Origin of the sequence: Rhodococcus sp. (in: high G+C Gram-positive bacteria) (assembly GCF_049286785.1) — a bacterium.
In the GTDB taxonomy this organism is placed as follows: Bacteria; Actinomycetota; Actinomycetes; order Mycobacteriales; family Mycobacteriaceae; genus Rhodococcus_F.
Window position 1 is genome coordinate 1 of record NZ_JBAQEO010000575.1, and the last position, 16,936, is coordinate 16,936.

Annotated in this window: 16 protein-coding genes and 1 pseudogene; 9 read left to right on the plus strand and 8 right to left on the minus strand. The window is 67.0% G+C overall.

Annotation, left to right across the window (positions count from 1 at the left end; all coding sequences use genetic code 11):
* The 4 genes and pseudogenes from WAW17_RS20750 to WAW17_RS20765 all read left to right on the plus strand — a co-directional run.
* Positions 1-149: pseudogene (locus tag WAW17_RS20750) on the plus strand (urease accessory protein UreG); the annotation flags it as partial.
* A 2-nt stretch (positions 150-151) separates the two neighbouring features.
* Complete coding sequence (locus WAW17_RS20755; protein ID WP_422334799.1) at positions 152-817, plus strand: urease accessory protein UreD; 666 nt, start codon at positions 152-154, stop codon at positions 815-817.
* A gap of 46 nt (positions 818-863) precedes the next feature.
* Positions 864-1,799, plus strand: coding sequence for a 4-(cytidine 5'-diphospho)-2-C-methyl-D-erythritol kinase (locus WAW17_RS20760; RefSeq protein ID WP_422334835.1), 936 nt, complete (start codon positions 864-866; stop codon positions 1,797-1,799).
* On the plus strand, positions 1,799-3,592 hold the full coding sequence (locus tag WAW17_RS20765) for an ABC-F family ATP-binding cassette domain-containing protein (RefSeq protein WP_422334800.1): 1,794 nt from the start codon (positions 1,799-1,801) through the stop codon (positions 3,590-3,592). Before WAW17_RS20760 ends, WAW17_RS20765 begins: the two co-directional genes overlap by 1 nt.
* A 65-nt stretch (positions 3,593-3,657) precedes the next feature.
* On the opposite strand, the gene WAW17_RS20770 is transcribed toward WAW17_RS20765, so the two are convergent.
* From WAW17_RS20770 to WAW17_RS20780, 3 genes are read right to left on the minus strand one after another with little or no spacing between them, the layout of a single operon-like run.
* Positions 3,658-4,812: an acyl-CoA dehydrogenase family protein gene (locus WAW17_RS20770; RefSeq protein ID WP_422334801.1), complete on the minus strand. Its 1,155-nt coding sequence runs from the start codon at positions 4,810-4,812 to the stop codon at positions 3,658-3,660.
* Positions 4,809-5,600, minus strand: a complete 792-nt coding sequence (locus WAW17_RS20775) for a crotonase/enoyl-CoA hydratase family protein (RefSeq protein ID WP_422334802.1) — start codon at positions 5,598-5,600, stop codon at positions 4,809-4,811. The genes WAW17_RS20770 and WAW17_RS20775 overlap by 4 nt, the downstream gene beginning before the upstream one ends.
* Positions 5,597-7,120: an acetyl-CoA acetyltransferase gene (locus WAW17_RS20780; protein ID WP_422334803.1), complete on the minus strand. Its 1,524-nt coding sequence runs from the start codon at positions 7,118-7,120 to the stop codon at positions 5,597-5,599. Before WAW17_RS20780 ends, WAW17_RS20775 begins: the two co-directional genes overlap by 4 nt.
* A 117-nt stretch (positions 7,121-7,237) precedes the next feature.
* Between WAW17_RS20780 and WAW17_RS20785 the strand changes: the two genes are divergently transcribed.
* The 4 genes from WAW17_RS20785 (at position 7,238) to WAW17_RS20800 (ending at position 9,658) form a co-directional block, all read left to right on the plus strand.
* Positions 7,238-7,852, plus strand: coding sequence for a TetR/AcrR family transcriptional regulator (locus tag WAW17_RS20785; RefSeq protein WP_422334804.1), 615 nt, complete (start codon positions 7,238-7,240; stop codon positions 7,850-7,852).
* A 146-nt stretch (positions 7,853-7,998) separates the two neighbouring features.
* Positions 7,999-8,475, plus strand: a complete 477-nt coding sequence (locus WAW17_RS20790; protein ID WP_422334805.1) for a nuclear transport factor 2 family protein — start codon at positions 7,999-8,001, stop codon at positions 8,473-8,475.
* Between the two features lie 51 nt (positions 8,476-8,526).
* The gene (locus WAW17_RS20795) at positions 8,527-8,940 is read left to right on the plus strand and encodes a VOC family protein (RefSeq protein WP_422334806.1); all 414 of its coding nucleotides are present in this window, start codon (positions 8,527-8,529) and stop codon (positions 8,938-8,940) included.
* Between the two features lie 37 nt (positions 8,941-8,977).
* Positions 8,978-9,658: a pyridoxine/pyridoxamine 5'-phosphate oxidase gene (locus tag WAW17_RS20800; RefSeq protein ID WP_422334807.1), complete on the plus strand. Its 681-nt coding sequence runs from the start codon at positions 8,978-8,980 to the stop codon at positions 9,656-9,658.
* A 23-nt stretch (positions 9,659-9,681) separates the two neighbouring features.
* Here WAW17_RS20800 and WAW17_RS20805 read toward each other — a convergent pair whose 3' ends face one another.
* Entirely contained in the window at positions 9,682-10,179 is a 498-nt protein-coding gene (locus WAW17_RS20805; protein ID WP_422334808.1) for a hypothetical protein, read from the minus strand.
* A 140-nt stretch (positions 10,180-10,319) separates the two neighbouring features.
* A complete protein-coding gene (locus tag WAW17_RS20810) occupies positions 10,320-12,008 on the minus strand; it encodes a peptide chain release factor 3 (protein WP_422334809.1) in 1,689 nt (562 codons plus the stop codon).
* Positions 12,009-12,248: 240 nt separating this feature from the next.
* Here WAW17_RS20810 and WAW17_RS20815 point away from each other — a divergent pair, with 240 nt between their 5' ends.
* Complete coding sequence (locus WAW17_RS20815) at positions 12,249-13,883, plus strand: fatty acyl-AMP ligase (RefSeq protein WP_422334810.1); 1,635 nt, start codon at positions 12,249-12,251, stop codon at positions 13,881-13,883.
* 31 nt (positions 13,884-13,914) lie between these two features.
* Here the strand turns inward: WAW17_RS20815 and pth are convergent, their stop codons facing one another.
* The 3 genes from pth to WAW17_RS20830 form a co-directional block, all read right to left on the minus strand.
* Positions 13,915-14,487, minus strand: coding sequence for an aminoacyl-tRNA hydrolase (pth, locus tag WAW17_RS20820; protein WP_422334811.1), 573 nt, complete (start codon positions 14,485-14,487; stop codon positions 13,915-13,917).
* An 84-nt stretch (positions 14,488-14,571) separates the two neighbouring features.
* Entirely contained in the window at positions 14,572-15,183 is a 612-nt protein-coding gene (locus tag WAW17_RS20825) for a 50S ribosomal protein L25/general stress protein Ctc (protein ID WP_422334812.1), read from the minus strand.
* Positions 15,184-15,445: 262 nt separating this feature from the next.
* Entirely contained in the window at positions 15,446-16,915 is a 1,470-nt protein-coding gene (locus tag WAW17_RS20830) for an FAD-dependent oxidoreductase (protein ID WP_422334813.1), read from the minus strand.
* Positions 16,916-16,936 lie beyond the last annotated feature (21 nt).

Sequence of the window (16,936 nt, forward strand, 5' to 3'; positions counted from 1 at the left end):
GTGCCGACCTGTCGGTGATGCAACATGATGCCGAGCACGTCCGGGAGGGCAGGCCGACGGCACTGATCTCGCTGACGCAGGACCCGACGTCCGGTCCCGTGCTGGCGTGGGTGCGTGAGCAGGTGCGCACGCTGGCCGCGGTGCAGTAGCTGTGCGCACCGAACTGACGATTGTCGCCACACCCGATCGCAGTCCCCGGATCTGCGCGGTCGGTGGGCTGGCCGCGCGCACGACCGGCCGGGACACCGTTCACCTGATCGGCACCGCCGCGACGCCCCTGGGCGGCGACCACTGGGACATCACGATCCGGGTGGAGGCCGGGGCTCGGCTGTCGCTGCGGAGCGTCGCCGCGTCCCTCGCGCTGCCGGGCCGCGACTGCGTGCTGTCCACGGCGCACTGGTCGGTGGAGGTGGGAGAGGAAGCATCGCTCGACTGTGCGCTCGAACCCACGGTGATTGCCGGCGGCGCCGAACACCGGGCAATCACGACGGTATCGCTCGCCGAGTCGTCCACGTTCCTGTGGCGCGAGCGCGTGCAGATCGGCCGGACGGGGGAGCAGACCGGCAACTGGGCGGGCGTGACCAATGCCGACCTCGGCGCGTTGCCCCTCCTGAGACACGAGGTGGAACTGGGCGTCGGCACCGTGTCGCACGACACACTGGACGCCCCGGCCGCCCTGACCAGCGAACTGCGGTACCCGGACGAGCGGCCCGCGGAGGTGGTGGGCCACATTCGCACGGCCCGGACGCGGCTGCCTCTGGCCCGTGGGGGAAGTCTCACGACACAGCTGGAGGCGAAGCTGTCACCGACCCCGTAATCGCGCATTTCCGCACGGGTGCGGCAAGCGCCTAAGCTCTATGCTTGTGCTTTCCGCCGTTCCTCGCCCCGTGGTAGTCAGGGCCCCGTCCAAGGTCAATCTGCATTTGGCCGTCGGGGACCTGCGCGACGACGGGTATCACGAGTTGCAGACGGTGTTCCAGGCGTTGTCCCTGAGTGACACGGTGTCGGTGAGGCCGGCGGACACATTGTCGGTCACGGTCCGCGGCGAAGATGCCCGCCTGGTTCCGACCGACCACCGCAATCTGGTGTGGCAGGCCGCCGAGTTGCTCGCCGCGGAGGCGGGCCGGAGTCCCGATGTCGAGATCGCGATCGACAAGGGGATCCCGGTGGCCGGTGGTATGGCCGGGGGTAGTGCAGATGCTGCCGCCACGCTGGTGGCGCTCAATGCGCGGTGGCAACTCGACCTCTCGCGTGCGGAACTCGACGTTTTCGCCGCGAAACTCGGCAGCGATGTGCCGTTCTCGCTCCACGGGGGCACGGCCTTCGGGACGGGACGCGGAGAGAAGCTCCTCCCGGTGCTCTCCCGCAGTACCTTCCACTGGGTGCTCGCGCTTGCGAAGGGCGGGCTCAGCACGCCCGACGTCTTCCGCGAACTCGACCGGTTGCGGGCCGAGGGCTCGCCTCCGAGACTCGGGGATGCCGAGGATCTGATGCATGCCCTCACGACGGGTGACGCTGCCACTCTGGCCCCGTTGCTCGGCAACGATCTGCAGGCGGCGGCGTTGTCTCTCGCACCGGGCCTGCGGCGAACGCTGCGCGCTGGTGTGGCGGCGGGCGCGCTGGCCGGCATCGTCTCCGGGTCGGGTCCTACCTGTGCTTTTCTCTGCGCCGAGGCGGATGCCGCGGTCCGTGTCAGCGCAGAACTCGCGGGCGCCGGTGTGTGCCGGACCGTGAGGGTGGCGAGCGGTCCCGTGCCGGGCGCCCGACTAATCAACGACGCGGCGGAGGGATCGCACTGATGGCGAATCTGATCAATCTCGAGCAGGTGTCGAAATCGTTCGGCGTAAAGCCGTTGCTCGATTCGGTGTCGCTCGGTGTGGAGGAAGGCGTACGCATCGGCGTCGTCGGCCTCAACGGTGGCGGCAAGACCACTCTGCTCGAGGTGCTCTCGGGTGTCGAGCAACCGGACTCCGGACGGGTCAGCCGGGTCGGCGGCCTCCGGATGGCGGTGGTAACCCAGCGCGGCGTGCTGCCCCCGGGGTCGAGTGTCGGTGACGTGGTGCTCGGGCCGCTCGGGGTGGCCGCTCACGAGTGGGCCGGCGACGCCCGGATCCGGTCCGTGCTGGCCGGCATCGGCATCGACAATCTGGGCCTCGAGGTGAAGGTCGACGGGCTGTCGGGTGGGGAGCGGCGACGCGTGGCACTGGCCGCCGCGCTGGTGCAGGATTTGGATCTGCTGGTGCTCGACGAGCCCACCAACCACCTCGACGTCGAGGGTGTGCAGTGGCTGGCCGAGCATCTGGTGTCGCGGCGCAGCGCACTGGTGGTCGTCACCCACGATCGCTGGTTCCTCGATACCGTGGCCAACCGCACGTGGGAAGTGATGGGCGGCAAGGTCGAAAGCTACGAGGGTGGCTACAACGACTGGATCTTCGCCCGCGCCGAGCGCGCCCGTCAGGCCGACGCCTCCGAGGAGCGGCGCCGCAACCTGGCCCGCAAGGAACTGGCGTGGCTGCGGCGCGGCGCTCCCGCGCGAACGTCCAAGCCCAAGTATCGGATCGAGGCCGCGGAGGCGCTGATCGCGGACGTGCCGCCGCCCCGTGACAGCGTCGCGCTGGCATCGTTCGCCCAGCGCCGGCTCGGCAAGGTGGTCGTCGAACTCGAGGACGCGCGCGTCGAAGCACCGGACGGCCGCGTGCTCGTCGACGACCTCACGTGGCGGCTGGCGCCGGGAGAACGCGTCGGACTGGTCGGCGTCAACGGATCCGGGAAGACGACCCTCCTGCGCACTCTTGCCGGGGAGATCGAACCGGCGGCGGGCAAGCGCATCCAGGGGCAGACTGTCCACATCGGATGGTTGCGCCAGGAACTCGACGACCTGCCGACGGACATGCGGGTTCTCGATGCCGTCAAGGACGTCGCTGAACGAATCACCCTGGGCGACAAGGAGGTTTCGGCCGGGCAACTTGCCGAGCGGTTGGGGTTCACCCCGGCCCGCCAGCGGACGCCGGTCGGCGACCTGTCCGGTGGTGAGCGCCGCCGACTCCAGCTCACCCGGGTACTGATGGCGGAGCCGAACGTGCTGCTGCTCGACGAGCCCACCAACGACCTCGACATCGACACGCTGCAGCAACTAGAGGATCTTCTCGACAGCTGGGCGGGCACGATGGTGGTGATCAGTCACGACCGGTACCTGATCGAGCGTATCTGTGATTCGACGTGGGCGCTGTTCGGCGACGGCAAGCTCACCAACCTGCCCGGCGGCATCGACGAATACCTCCGTCGACGGGCCGCGATGGGCGACGTCGGCGCTCCCTCGGTGGCGTCCTCGGCGACGGGCACCAAGTCGGGAACAGCCGGTCAGGCTCGGGACGGTGCCGCCGATCGCGCTGCCCGCAAGGAACTGTCGCGGCTCGAGCGTTCTCTGGCGAAGCTCGATGACCGCGAGGCGAAACTGCACCAGAAGCTGGCCGATGCGGCGACCGATCCCGAGAAGTTGCAGAAGCTCGATGCCGAGCTGAAAGAGGTTGTGGCGGAGAAGGAATCGACCGAGGAGCGGTGGATGGAACTGGCCGCGGAGCTCGATCAGTAGGAATTGGGCTGCGGGGGAGCTTGCCGGCGACATCGCCGTCGGCAAGCTCCGCTGGTGAGAACTACTCAGAGACCGAGCAGCTTGCTGATGATCTCGTTCATGATCTCGGTGGTGCCGCCGCCGATGCCGAGCACGCGGGCGTCGCGGAAATGCCGCTCCACCTCGGACTCGCGCATGCAGCCGAGCCCGCCGAACAGCTGCACCGATTCCATCACGGCGTGATCGCACACCTTGACCGCGTTGTTCTTCGCCATCGACGTCTCGAGCAGCATGCCCTCGCCGTTGACCCAGCGCTCCGCCACCGAACGGCAGAACGTTTGGGCCGCAGTGATTTCGGTGGCGAGCTCGGCCATGCGGTGACGCACCACCTGACGGCTCGACAGTGGCCTGCCGAACGACTCCCGCGACTGGATCCACTGCTTGGTGAGGTCGAAGCAGCGCTGCGCGGTGGCCGTCGCCTGGAATGCCAGCGACAGCCGCTCGCCCTGGAACTGCTGCGCGATCTGTGCGAAGCCCGAACCCTCCGTACCGATCAGGTTCCCCACCGGCACCCGCACGTCGTCGTAGAAGAGTTCCGCCGTGTCCGAGCAGAGCCAGCCCATCTTGTCGAGCTTGCGCGAGACGGTGAAACCGGGTGTGTCGGTGGGCACGACAATCATCGACAGCCCGCCCGCTCCGGCGTCACCGGTACGCACCGCCGTGGTCACGAAGTCGGCCCGCGTGCCCGACGTGATGTACAGCTTGGCGCCGTTGATCACGTAGTCGTCGCCGTCGCGCCTGGCGGTGGTCTTGATGTTCGCGACGTCGGAACCGCCGCCCGGTTCGGTGATCGCCAGCGAACCGATGGCCCGGCCCTCGAGCGCGGGGCGAGCGAAGCGGTCGATGAGATCGGTGTTCCCGGACGCCACGATATGCGGGGTGGCGATGCCGTGACTGAACAGTGCGGAGATCAGTCCGGACGACCCGCCGGCGAGAATGATCTCCTCGAGGATCGCCAGCATGTCGAGGGCGTTGCCGCCGGAGCCGCCGAACTCCTCGGGCACCGACGCGCCGAGCAGGCCGGCGTCGGCCGCCTTCGCGTGAAGTTCACGCGGCACCAACCCGTCCCGTTCCCAGGTGTCGAGGTGCGGGACGATCTCCTTGCGGGTGAAATCGGCGGTCAGCTCACGCAGCGCCTGACGCTCGGGCGTGTTCCACGTTTCGGGCAACGTTCCAGTCATCGACCGCTCCAGACGGGCTTGCGCTTTTCCATGAATGCCATGACACCCTCGAGGGTGTCGGCGGAGGTGGTGAGGCGGGCGAGCGCCTCGGTGGTGAGTTCCCACGCCTGGGTTTCGGACGGGATTGCGCCGTCCACGATGCCGCGGGCCACTACCTTGCTGGCCTGCACCGCCAGCGGAGCACCCGCCGAGATGGATTCGGCCAATTCGAGTGCGGTGCTGACCACGTCGTCCTGGGGGACCACCCGGTTGACCAGGCCCCAGCGCAATGCGTCCTCGGCACTCATCGGCTTGCCGGTCAGAATCAGCTCCATGGCCACCGCCCGCGGAATCGCCGCACCGAGACGGAAGACGCCGCCGGCTCCGGCGATCAGGCCGCGATGGACCTCGGGCAGGCCGAACTCGGCGGTCTCGGACGCCACCACCAGGTCGCTCGCGAGTGCGAGTTCGGTACCGCCGCCCAGTGCGGTGCCGTTGACCGCCGCGATGATCGGCTTGCGAATGGGATGCTTGACCACACCGGCGAAGCCCCAGTGCGCGGTCTCCGGCGGGGTGATCCCATCGGGACCCTTGGTGCCCAGAGCCTTGAGATCGGCACCGCCGCAGAACACCGAGTCGCCGGCGCCCGTCAGGACCACCACACGAACGTCGTCGGTGGACTCGGCCATATCCCACGCCTCGCCCAGCTTCTGATGGACCTCGGCGTTGATGCTGTTGGCCGCCTTGGGCCGATTGATCGTGACGAGCAGCGTGTTCCCACGCTGTTCGGTGAGGACGATGTCGGTCATGCTGTTGCCTCTTCCTGGAGAGAAACGGTGAGCAGCCCGCCGCGGTCGGCGATGCGCACTGCTGCGCCGACGACGGATCGGGAGTTCGGGTCGGTGAGCCGGGCGAGCGCTGCGGCGCCCTCGGCATCGGTGTAGCCGGCGATCCGGCGTCCGTCGGCGATTGTCGCGATCAGTAGTCCCATGGCCGGCAGCCCGTCCCGGCCGTACTCGACGGTGGCGGTGACCACCTCGGCCTCGCCCTCGTAGTCGTTGACGAGCGGCGGCGCCGGGAGGTCGAGGATTTCGGCGTCCGGGTTGCCGACGTACCCGTCACCGTGCGGACGCGACGACAGCAGCACCGTGTGCTGATAGGTGAGGTAGCCGCCGTTGCCGTGTACCAGCGCGAGGTCTCCGGCCGTTCGTTCGCGCAGGAGCCGGGTGGTCTGTGCGATCGCGTGCAGGGTGTAGCTGTTGAGTGGTCCGCCGAAGAACGAGTGGCCGCCGAGCACGCTGGGCACGGTGTCGTCCGGCAAGCCCAGTTCGCGCAGCAGCAGCTTGGGTACCACGGGGAAACAGCTGTAGGCGTCGATGATGTCGAGATCGGTGCCCTGTACGTCCGCCTGCGCAAGGGTGCGTGCGACAGCGCTGGCCATCGCCGGGGAACGACCGAATTCGGCGCGGCCCAGTACGTCCGGTGTGTCGGTGGCGCCGGCTCCGCCCCACAGATAGATGATCTTGTTCTCGTCGACACCGAGTTCGCGTGCTGCGGAAAGCGAACACACGATCACTGCGGCCGCCTGATCGACGAACGGCATGGCGTTGAGCGCGAGTGGGTACGGTTCGCACACGAGGCGATTCTTCGGACCGACGGTCGCGATGTCCTCGGTGGTACGCGCGACCGGACTCCACGCCACGGGGTGCTGCGCGGCGACTTCGGAGAACTCGGAGTACATGCGGGCCGACCGTTCGAGCGACTCGTGCGGGCTCTGCCCGAGTTCGTAGGCGAGCCGATTCTCGAACAGTGGGTACACGCGGGTGGGCACGATCATGCCGGCGCGTTGCATCGCGGTGCTGCCGAGTTCGTCCGGGTCGAACGACGGGGGACCGCCGGGAGCGGCGAGCCAGCCCTGCGAGCCGGGATCGGTGCCGGACTTCATGAGTGCGGTCACCGACGCCTGGGCCTCGCCGCCCACCAGGAGCGACACCGTGGACGTGCCCTCGGCGATCTCGTGGCCGATGCGATCGAGGAGTGCCGCGGGCCAGTGTCCCCCGATGGGGCTGGTGAAGGTCCTCGGCTGCGCGGCGCCGAGACGTTCGCCGAGCAGGGCTGGAAGCTCGTCGTACGCCCAGCTGGCCGTCTTGACGGCGGAGATGCTGTCGATGCGCGCGCTCACGCCGCCGACTCCGGTATCCGCGAGGGCCGCATCGACCGCCTCGGCGATCAGGTCGAGGGGTTCACGCGGGTCGGCCGGTGCCCCTGACCGGCCGGAGCGGATATCTCCGACGCCGATCACCACTGGTACCTGTGCGGGGTCTGCCATTGACTACATCCTTCGCTTGTCCGGTTCTGCGAACTCCCCGACAATAATACAGACAAAAATTGTCTGTAAATAGGATCTGGCTGTGAGATGGGACGCTGGAGGTGGCACACTGCACCAGTGCCCGATTCCGCCTCGCCTCCCGTCCGCCGTGGGCGCGGGCGTCCTCGCGACGCCGAGCTCGAAGACCGCGTGTATGACGCGGTGATCGAGGTGTACGCGGAAACCAGTTGGCGTGGCTTCACTCTCGACGCCATCGGCAAACGGGCCCGGGTAGGCAGAGCCGCGCTGTACCGCCGATGGGCCACCAAGGAGGAGTTGCTCGTCCAGGCGCTCGAGGTGCGAAGCCCGTTGCCGACGCCGATCGACACCGGGGCTCTTCGCTCGGATCTCGTCGAACTGGCAGTGCAACTTCTGCGTGGATACCGCACCACCTCCGGTCTGGTGAGCCTGCGGGTGGCGCTCGATGCCCGGGTTCATCCCGAACTGCTCGCCAATCTCACCGCCACACTCAACAGAAGCCGTCTGATGGCCGCCCGTACGATCGTCCGCCGCGCGGCGACCCGCGGCGAATTACCCGTGGGCGCCTCCGCCACATTGATTCTCGAAATGGTGACCGGCGCCGTCCTCAGTCATGTTCTGTTCGCGCTCGACGTTCCCCGCGGCGACGACGGACGTGAGGACGAGAAATACGCGCAGACACTTGTCGATTCCGTGATCAAATCGATGTCGTGACAAAAATGTCGTAACAATTCTGTGTCCCACCGGTGACTCCGAATCGGCATGATTCCCCCCAAAGCGGGGAATTCGTGTCGCACCTGCAGATTTTCCGACTAATCTGTGTCCAGGGCTTGCATGTCGCTGCACAGGAGGCGGGGCTCATGGATCTCGAAGCGATCAAACAGATCGAGCAGCTCAAGCACCGTTATGCGCGTTCGCTCGACACCAAATCGTGGGCCGAGTTCGCCGACACCATGGTTCCTGATGTCACGGCTACATACAGCGAGTACCTTTCGTTCGATTCTCGTGACTCTTTCGTGTCTTTTCTCGAGAACACTCTCGGTACTCATGTGATCACGGAACACCAGTGTGGCCAACCGGAAATCACCGTCAACGGTGACACGGCCGAGGGGGTGTGGTTTCTCGCGGACACCACACTGATTCCCGAGGACGGGATGCTGTTGCGCGGATCCGCGTACTACCACGATCGCTATCGGCGATGCGCCGACGGGAAATGGCGCATCACCCACACCGGTTACGAAAGGATCTGGGAATCGGTGGCCTCCATGGCCGACATCCCGAGTTTCCGTCTCACTTCGTCCAAGTGGGTCATGCTGCAACCTCCCGCCTCGGCCTGACAGGCTTCCGTCGACCGACCGGGATCGAGCACTGAAGCAGTGGGAGGTGGCATGTCCTCGGTAGTCCCAGTTCCCGGCGCATTGCCCTACCTGACCGTGTGCCACGGTCGTGAGGCGATCGACTGGTATTCCGCCGTGTTCGGTGCCGAGGTGGTCGGCAAGCCCATCATCATGGACGACGGTCGGGTCGGGCACGCCGAATTGCGTTTCCCGACAGGGATGATCTACCTCGCCGAGGAGTTTCCGGAGATGGGATTGACCGCTCCGGAGGCAGGCTCGACCTCGGTGAGTCTGATGCTGCCGGTCGAAGACCCGGACGCCGTGCTCATGGCTGCACACGAAGCGGGCGGCACTGTCGAGCGGTGGATCTCGGAGGGACACGGTCATCGCAACGCCACCCTGGTCGACCCGTTCGGTCATCGCTGGTTGCTGGTCGGACCGAAAGCGTCGACACCGTCGCCCTGATGACACGACGTGGCCGGGGTGACGCTAGGTTCTGGCCATGCCCACACCATCAGATCCCTCGTCGTACTCCGATGTCCGCGCATGGATCCGCGCACTGCCCGCGCTCACCGGGGCGACGGCCCCCGCGGTCGGCGAACTGCCCGACCGCCCCGACATACTTTTTGTCGACTGGCTCGCTCGAGCGGCCGCTGCCGGTGTGGCCGAACCCCATGCCGCAGTCCTGTCGACGGTGGATGTCGACGGCTGCCCAGACGCCCGCTTCCTCCTGCTGAAGGATGTGACCGAGCAGGGATTCTGGTTCTCCGGCGACGCGCGCTCCCCGAAAGGGCGTGAACTGTCGTCGAACCCGTGCGCGGCACTCACCTTCTACTGGCGCGAGCAGGGTCGCCAGGTGCGTGTCCGAGGCACCGTCGTCGACGGTGATCCGGCCGTCACCGCGAGAGATTTCCGGGAACGTTCGGTGACCGCGCGGGCCGTGGCAGCCAGCAGCCACCAGAGCGAGATCCTCAACGACACCGCCGAATACGAACGCGGTGTCCACGAGGCGGCCGCACGGATAGCGGACGATCCCGGTTTCGTGTCGGACACCTGGCGGGCCTGGTGTCTGGTCCCGGACAGCGTCGAGTTCTGGCAGGCCGACGCCGGTCGGCGTCATCTGCGCTGGAGCTACCGCCGGGAACCGGCTGGCGAGTGGCGACGTTCAGTTCTGTGGCCCTAGTCGCGCCCTGGTCCCAGCGGAGATCAGCGTGCGGAGGCGGAGGGCGAACGCAGGTCGACGACGATCGACTGGCCGGCCAGCTTCGCGTGGATCTCCGGACGATCGAAACCGGCTGCGACGAGGTATTCGCCGAGCAGTTCGAGGAGTTCGTCGGAGTCGACGGTCGGATCTGCGGAGTGGCTACGGGCGGAGGCGAGATGCTCCTCGACCAGCTCGGTGTGTGCCAGACGGCCCGCGACCCGCACAGCGGCTACTCCCATCGCGTTGCGTCGCATGACGGTGCGTCCACGGGACTCCAGTGACGAGGTCGTGGCGGCGGGCTCGTCCGGTTCCTCGGAACTGTGAGAACCCGAACTGCGGGTGGGAAGCGGGAAGCTGAATGTCTCGGCCGAACCGCTGGTGGACGTGGTCTTTCCGGTGAGCCCACTCGTGGTGGGATCGCCGAAGGGGGACTGGGTGGACGACCCGTTGCTCGAGGAGCCGTTGGTGCCCGATCCGTTGGTCGAAATGCCGTTCTCCATCGCGTCGCTTCCTGCTCGTAGACAAACGGGTTTCGCAAAGAGCCCGCCAGTTTGCTCGATTCGACCTGAAAGCTACCAGCCGGATTCGGGGCGACGCACATCTCGGCGACTCAATCTCGGCCCGGACCGCGAACCTCCACCTAATCGGCCGCGGCGACGAGTGGCTCGAGTGTGAGGTCGGGCAATTCCTTCTGGATGTACTGCAGACGCCACTTGTCGCTGACGAGCGCGAGCAGAACGCCATCGGAACGGGTGAATACCTCGATGCCGCGTTGACGGTTCAGCTCGTCGACGGACTCCGCATCGGTTCGGCGTGCCAGTTCGTAGCCGAGTGATTCCATCCGCGCTTCGACGTTGAACTCCGCCTTCATCCGCGCGGCTACCACCTCGAACTGCATGGGGCCGACCGCCGCCATGACGGGGGAGGCGTCGCCGCGGAGGTCGTTGCGGAGAATCTGCACGACACCCTCGGAGTCGAGTTGGTCGACGGCGCGGCGGAACTGCTTGTACTTGCCCGCGCTCTCGGCCCGCAGAATCGAGAAATGCTCGGGAGCGAACGACGGGATCGGCGGGAACTCCACCTTCTTCTCGAAGTACAGGGTGTGCCCGGGAGCGAGCGCGGTGGCGTTGACGAGGCCGACCACGTCGCCGGGATACGCCGACTCGACGGTCGAGCGCTCCCGTCCGAACACGGTCTGCGCGTATTTGGTGGTGAACGGCTTACCGGTCTGAGCGTGGGTGACGACCATGCCGCGCTCGAACACACCGGACACGATGCGCATGAAGGCGAGCCGGTCGCGGTGCGCGGTGTCCATGCCGGCCTGCACCTTGAACACAACGGCACTGAAGGGGTCGGTGACCTCCCGGACATTGCCGTCGACGTCCTCCCGGCCGCGCGGCGGCGGGGCCAGCTCCACCAGGGTGTCCAGGATCTGACGGACACCGAAGTTGAGCATCGCGGATGCGAAGATCACCGGTGACGTCTGACCGCCGAGGAACAGTTCCTGGTCGTGGTCCTGACCGGTGGCCGAGAGCAGTTCGCTCTCCTCCGCCGCGGTCTCCCATTCGGAGCCCTCCCTGGCGAGGGCGGCGTCGGCGTCCATCACTTCTTCGGGAGCGATCCTGGCGCCGCCCGCCGTGCGCGTGAACCGGATGTATTCGCGTGCGGCGCCGTCCTCGCCGCGACGCAGCAGGCCGCGGAAATCGCCGGCGATCCCCACGGGCCAGTACAGCGGTGTCGGAGTGAGCCCGATGCGGTCCTGGATCTCGTCGAGCAGTTCGAGCGGAGTCTGACCGGGGCGGTCCCACTTGTTGATGACGGTGATCACCGGGATGCCGCGGTGGCGGCACACCTGGAACAGTTTCAGCGTCTGGGGCTCGAGGCCCTTTGCGGCGTCGATGAGCATGACGGCGGCGTCGACAGCGGTCAGCACGCGGTAGGTGTCCTCCGAGAAGTCGGAGTGACCCGGGGTGTCGACGAGGTTGATCACGTTGTCGACAGGATCGTCGACGTCCGCCTCGCTGGACCGGTAGTTGAACTGGAGTGCGGTGGAGCTCACGGAGATCCCGCGGGCCTTCTCCATCTCCATCCAGTCGGAGACCGTCGACTTGCGCCCGGCCTTGCCGTGGACCGCGCCCGCTTCCGAGATGACCTTCGCGTGCAGCGCGAGCGCTTCCGTCAGCGTCGACTTACCGGCGTCGGGATGCGAGATGACCGCGAACGTCCGGCGACGCTCCGCCTCGGCACGGACGTTTCGGTCGCTCTTCCCCTCGGAGATAGGCGCCGTCTCGGCTGGGATGGTATCGGCCGAAGCGGACGGGGTAGTCAACGAAGAACCTCTCGGGGGCCTGGATGTGATGGTGAACGGCCGTATGGCCTCGTACCAGATTACCTGCGACCGGCAGGCGACCACCGGGCTCGGGGCCCGATCGGCGATTCACGGCACATTCACACCCAGCGAAGAGTAACAATCGAGGGTGATCCGGGTATCTATCAAGTTGAGTAGCCGGGGCGCTCCGGAGTTGGCCGTCACTGCGTTCGGACACCCGTTTCCGCAGGAGGAAATAGCTTGAGCAAGTTCACCGAAGTGATGTACGCCACCGCAGTGACCAGCACTCGCGGGCTGGTCACCGGAGAGCCGGATATGCCGCTGCGTCAGTCGTGGGGTGAGATCCACAAGGTCGCCCGTCGCATGGCCGGTGCGCTCGCCGCCGCAGGTATCGGACATGGCGACGCGATCGGAATTCTCGCCGGCCAGCCCGTTGACATCGCGCCTTCCTGCCAGGCCACCTGGATGCGCGGAGCCTCGGTCACCATGCTGCACCAGCCCACCCCGCGGACCGATCTCGCGGTGTGGGCAAAGGACACCGAGACCGTCATCACCATGATCGATGCGAAGGCCGTCATCCTCGGTGCGCCGTTCGATCCCGCGAAACCACTGCTCGAAGAGCGTGGGATCACGGTGGTCACCATCGCGGAGCTGAGTGAGGGCACCGCCATCGATCCGATCGAGACCGTCGAGAGCGACATCGCGCTACAGCAGCTCACCTCCGGGTCCACCGGTTCGCCCAAGGCCGTGCAGATCACGCACGAGAACTTCTACGTCAACGCCTACGCGATGATCGACCGGATCAAGTTCTCCCTCGAGAACGACGTGATGGTGAGCTGGTTGCCGCTGTTCCACGACATGGGGATGGTCGGATTCCTCAGTGTTCCGATGCAGGTGGGCGCCGAGGTCGTGAGCATCACCCCGATGGACTTCCTGCGGACGCCGCTGCTGTGGGCGGAGCTGATGGGCAGGTACCGGGGAACCGTGACGGCCGCACCGAACTTCGCGTACTCGCTCCTCGCGCGGCGTCTCAAGCAGGCCGAGGACGGGGCGGTCGACCTCAGCAGCGTTCGGTACATGTGGAACGGGGCGGAGCCGGTCGACCCGGACACGATGACCGCGCTTGCCGAAGCGGGTGCACGATTCGGGCTCGACCCGTCGGCCCTCGCCCCCGTCTACGGAATGGCCGAGACCACCCTCGCCGTGTCGATCCCGGACCCCGACCAGGGGCAGGTCCTCGACTACGTCGACCCGGACATCCTCGAGGTGATGCAACGCGCCGTCCCGTCGACCAAGCCCAACGCGCGCCCACTCGCCACTCTCGGAAAGATGGTCCCCAACCTCGAGGGGCGCGTGGTCGACACCGACGGTGAACTGCTTCCCACGCGCGGTGTCGGGATTATCGAGGTTCGCGGCAGGGCCGTCACGCCCGGCTACATCACACTGGAGGGACGCAAGCCCGCGCAGGACGCCGACGGCTGGCTCGATACCGGCGACGTCGGATACTTCACCGAGGAAGGGCTGGTCGTGGTCTGCGGCCGGGTGAAGGACGTCATCATCATGGGCGGGCGCAACATCTATCCCACCGACATCGAACGCGCTGCCGGCACCGTCGAGGGCGTACGTCCGGGTAACGCGGTGGCGGTCCGGCTCGACGCCGGGCAGAAGCGGGAAAGTTTCGCCGTCGCCGTCGAAACGAACAACTACCAGGACCCCGAGGAGATCAAGCGCATCGAGCACGAAGTGGTGCACGCCGTGTTCTCCGAGGTGGGGGTGCGGCCGCGCACCGTCGCCGTTCTGGGCCCCGGAAGCATCCCCAAGACGTCGTCCGGCAAGCTGCGCCGCGGCACGTCGGCCTCCCTGGTGGGCGGCTAGCGGAACCGCTCGATGCAGTTGCCGACGCCGCTCAATGTAGCCGGTTCTGTGCCGCCTCGAGCCCGACCTTCAGGAGAAGTTCGACGGCGTCGGCAGCTTCTTCGCAGATGAGGTCGAGCTCCTTGCGCTCGACGGCGGAGAACGGCTTCAGAACATACGACGCCGGATCCATCCGTCCCGGCGGGCGTCCGATTCCGACGCGCGTGCGCAGATAGTCCTTGGTGCCGAGGGAACTGGAGATCGAGCGCAGGCCGTTGTGCCCGCCCTCGCCGCCGCCCTGCTTGAGGCGCACCGTTCCGAAGTCGAGATCGAGTTCGTCGTGGATCACCACGATGTTGCCGGTGTCGACGGAGAAGAACCGGGCCAGCCCGGCCACCGCACCGCCCGACAGGTTCATGTATGACCGCGGCTTGGCGAGGATCGTCGGACGACCGTCGAGGCGGCCCTGGATGATCTCGGCGCCGCTTCTCTTGTGGACGCTGAACTTTCCGCCCATGCGCCCGGCCAGCACGCCGGCCACCATGAAGCCGACGTTGTGCCTCGTCTTGTCGTACTCCGGCCCGGGGTTGCCCAGCCCGACCACCAGGGCCGTGTCTTCGCTCACGAAATTGTCCTTTCACACGAGCGCGGCGCGCCGTCCCCGAACTTCGGGACGACGCGCCGCGGGCGGAACGCTGTGGGTGAGGAATCAGCCCTCGGAGCCCTCTGCGGCAGGAGCTTCGCCCTCGGCGGGTGCCTCTTCGAGGTCGGCGGCGGTGGGGGCCAGGACCACGTTGACGATCAGCAGGTCCGGGTCGGCCTGCAGGGTCGCTCCCTTGGGCAGCTCGAGCTGGTTGGCCAGGATCTGGGTGCCCGCTTCGAGTCCCTCGACCGAGACCTCGATCTCCTCGGGGATGTGCAGCGCGTCGGCCTCGAGGGCGATGGTGGAAGCGTCCTGTGCGACCAGGGTGCCGGAAGCGGCTTCACCGGTGACGACGACGGGAACCTCGACGGTGACCTTCTCGCCCTTCTTGATGACGAGGAGGTCGGCGTGCTCGATGTAGTTGCGGATCGGGTGAACCACGATCGACTTGGTCAGCGCGACCTGCTGCGTGCCGTCGATGTCCAGGTTCAGGATGGCGTTGGTGCCGTGCGCGCGCAGGATGGCGGCGAACTCGCGCGACGGAAGGTTGAGGTGGCGGGGATCCTCACCGTGGCCGTACAGAACAGCGGGGACCTGACCATCGCGGCGAGCGCGACGGGCCGCGCCCTTGCCGAACTCGGTACGCGTGCCGGCTACGAGGCGATTTTCGTCAGACATGGTGAAACGGCTCCTACAACTCACGGGTGGGTACTGACTGGCTTCTTGTCGCCGACGAGGGACGAAGAGGCAGACGGCCAGGAGCGCAATGCTCGAGCAGAGCCGCAGCCGCGTCGATCACGGTGATCCAGCTCGATATGGAACTTCGCGGATCACCCTCGCCGAGACAACTCGATGAACTCTACCGGACGCCGCGCTGTCGCAGGTAATCGGTGGCCGGTGCGACGCCGGTCTCGGAGGGTGTCGCGGTACGGGTGGTCGGTTAGCTCCTTGCCGCGCTGATGCCCGCCCGGCGACCGTAGAAGCTGCCGTCGCCCAGCGACGTGCCGCTGGCGTAGCCGCCGGCGCAGACCCCGGACGTGCAGCGTCCGGCAGCGAAGAGACCGGGGATCGGTTCACCGGAGACGTGCAGAACTTCCGAATCGATGGTGGTGCGCAGCCCGCCGAGCGTGAATCCGAGGGTGAAGTTACGTAGATCCAGCGCGGCAACTGGGGAACCGATCGGCTTCACCCATTCGGACTTCTTGTGCAACAGTGGATCCACGCCCTCGGCGGCGTGCCGGTTGTACACCTCCACCGTCGATTGCAGGACCCCGGCGGGCAGTCCCATGTCGGACTCGAGTTCCTCGACGGTCTCGGCAACCCACTTGGGTTGTACTCGGAGGAACGGGGTGGCGGTGGTCGCCGCGGAGCCCTCTTCGTAGGAGGCCTCGTCGATGACGAGGTAGGCCTGATTCTCCTGATGGAACAAGGTGGCCTGGCCGACGCGGCCCGGGTAGGTGTCTTCCGGGATGTAGCGCTGGCCGCGGCCGTTGACGAGTATTCCGCGGACCATCAGCTGGGGGTCGCAGACGAAGGCGACCTCGGTGGCGTCCATGTGGGCGAGGTCGGCGCCGAGGGCCTGGGCCATGAGGATCGACCGTCCGTCGTGTTCCTCGATGGCGGCACCGGGGCGGCCGATGAGGCGCGGCGCGTAGGCCTCGATCATCTTGTCGTTGTAGGCGAAACTGCCGGTTGCGAGGACGACGCCACGGCGCGCCCGCACGGCAACCTCTTTGCCGTACTGCTTGGCGATGATTCCCACTACGCGACCGGAGTCGTCGGCGATCAGGCTTTGCACCCGCATGTCGTATTCGGCTCGGACACCGAGTTTCTCGGCTGTCTCGACCAGCGGCTTCATCAGCATGTAGCCGCCGCCCTTCTCGCCGGTCCGCTTGTCGTCCATCTGCGGAACGTGTCCGCGGGGTGCCGGCGTCGCGATCTCGTTGAAGGGTGCCGCGTTCTCACCGCCGGAGTACATGAGTCCGTCGTCGAACGGAGGTTCCCAACCGGGCTCGCCCCAGAAGCTGTCCTTGAAGGGAACTCCGCAGTCGACCAGCCAGTTGTAGTGGTCGACACTGCCCTCGCAGTAATCGGTGATCTTCTGTTCGTCGGCGCCCGGGCCCAGCGCGGCCATCATGAACTTCTTCATGTTCTCAGGGGAGTCCTCGAAACCGCACGCCTTCTGGAGTGGTGTTCCGCCGCCGAGGTAGATGAAGCCGCCCGCGAGAGCGGCGGCCCCGCCCCAACCGCTCGTACGTTCGAGCACCAGGACGTCCGCGCCCGCGCGTGCCGCCTCGATCGATGCCGAGACTCCGGCGATGCCGTACCCCGCGACCACGACGTCGGCCTCGTAATCCCACGACGCGATCTGTGCGGCGGGCCGGGGGCGGATCGGAGTTGCGTCGACCATCGGTGAAGTCCTCTCGGAGAG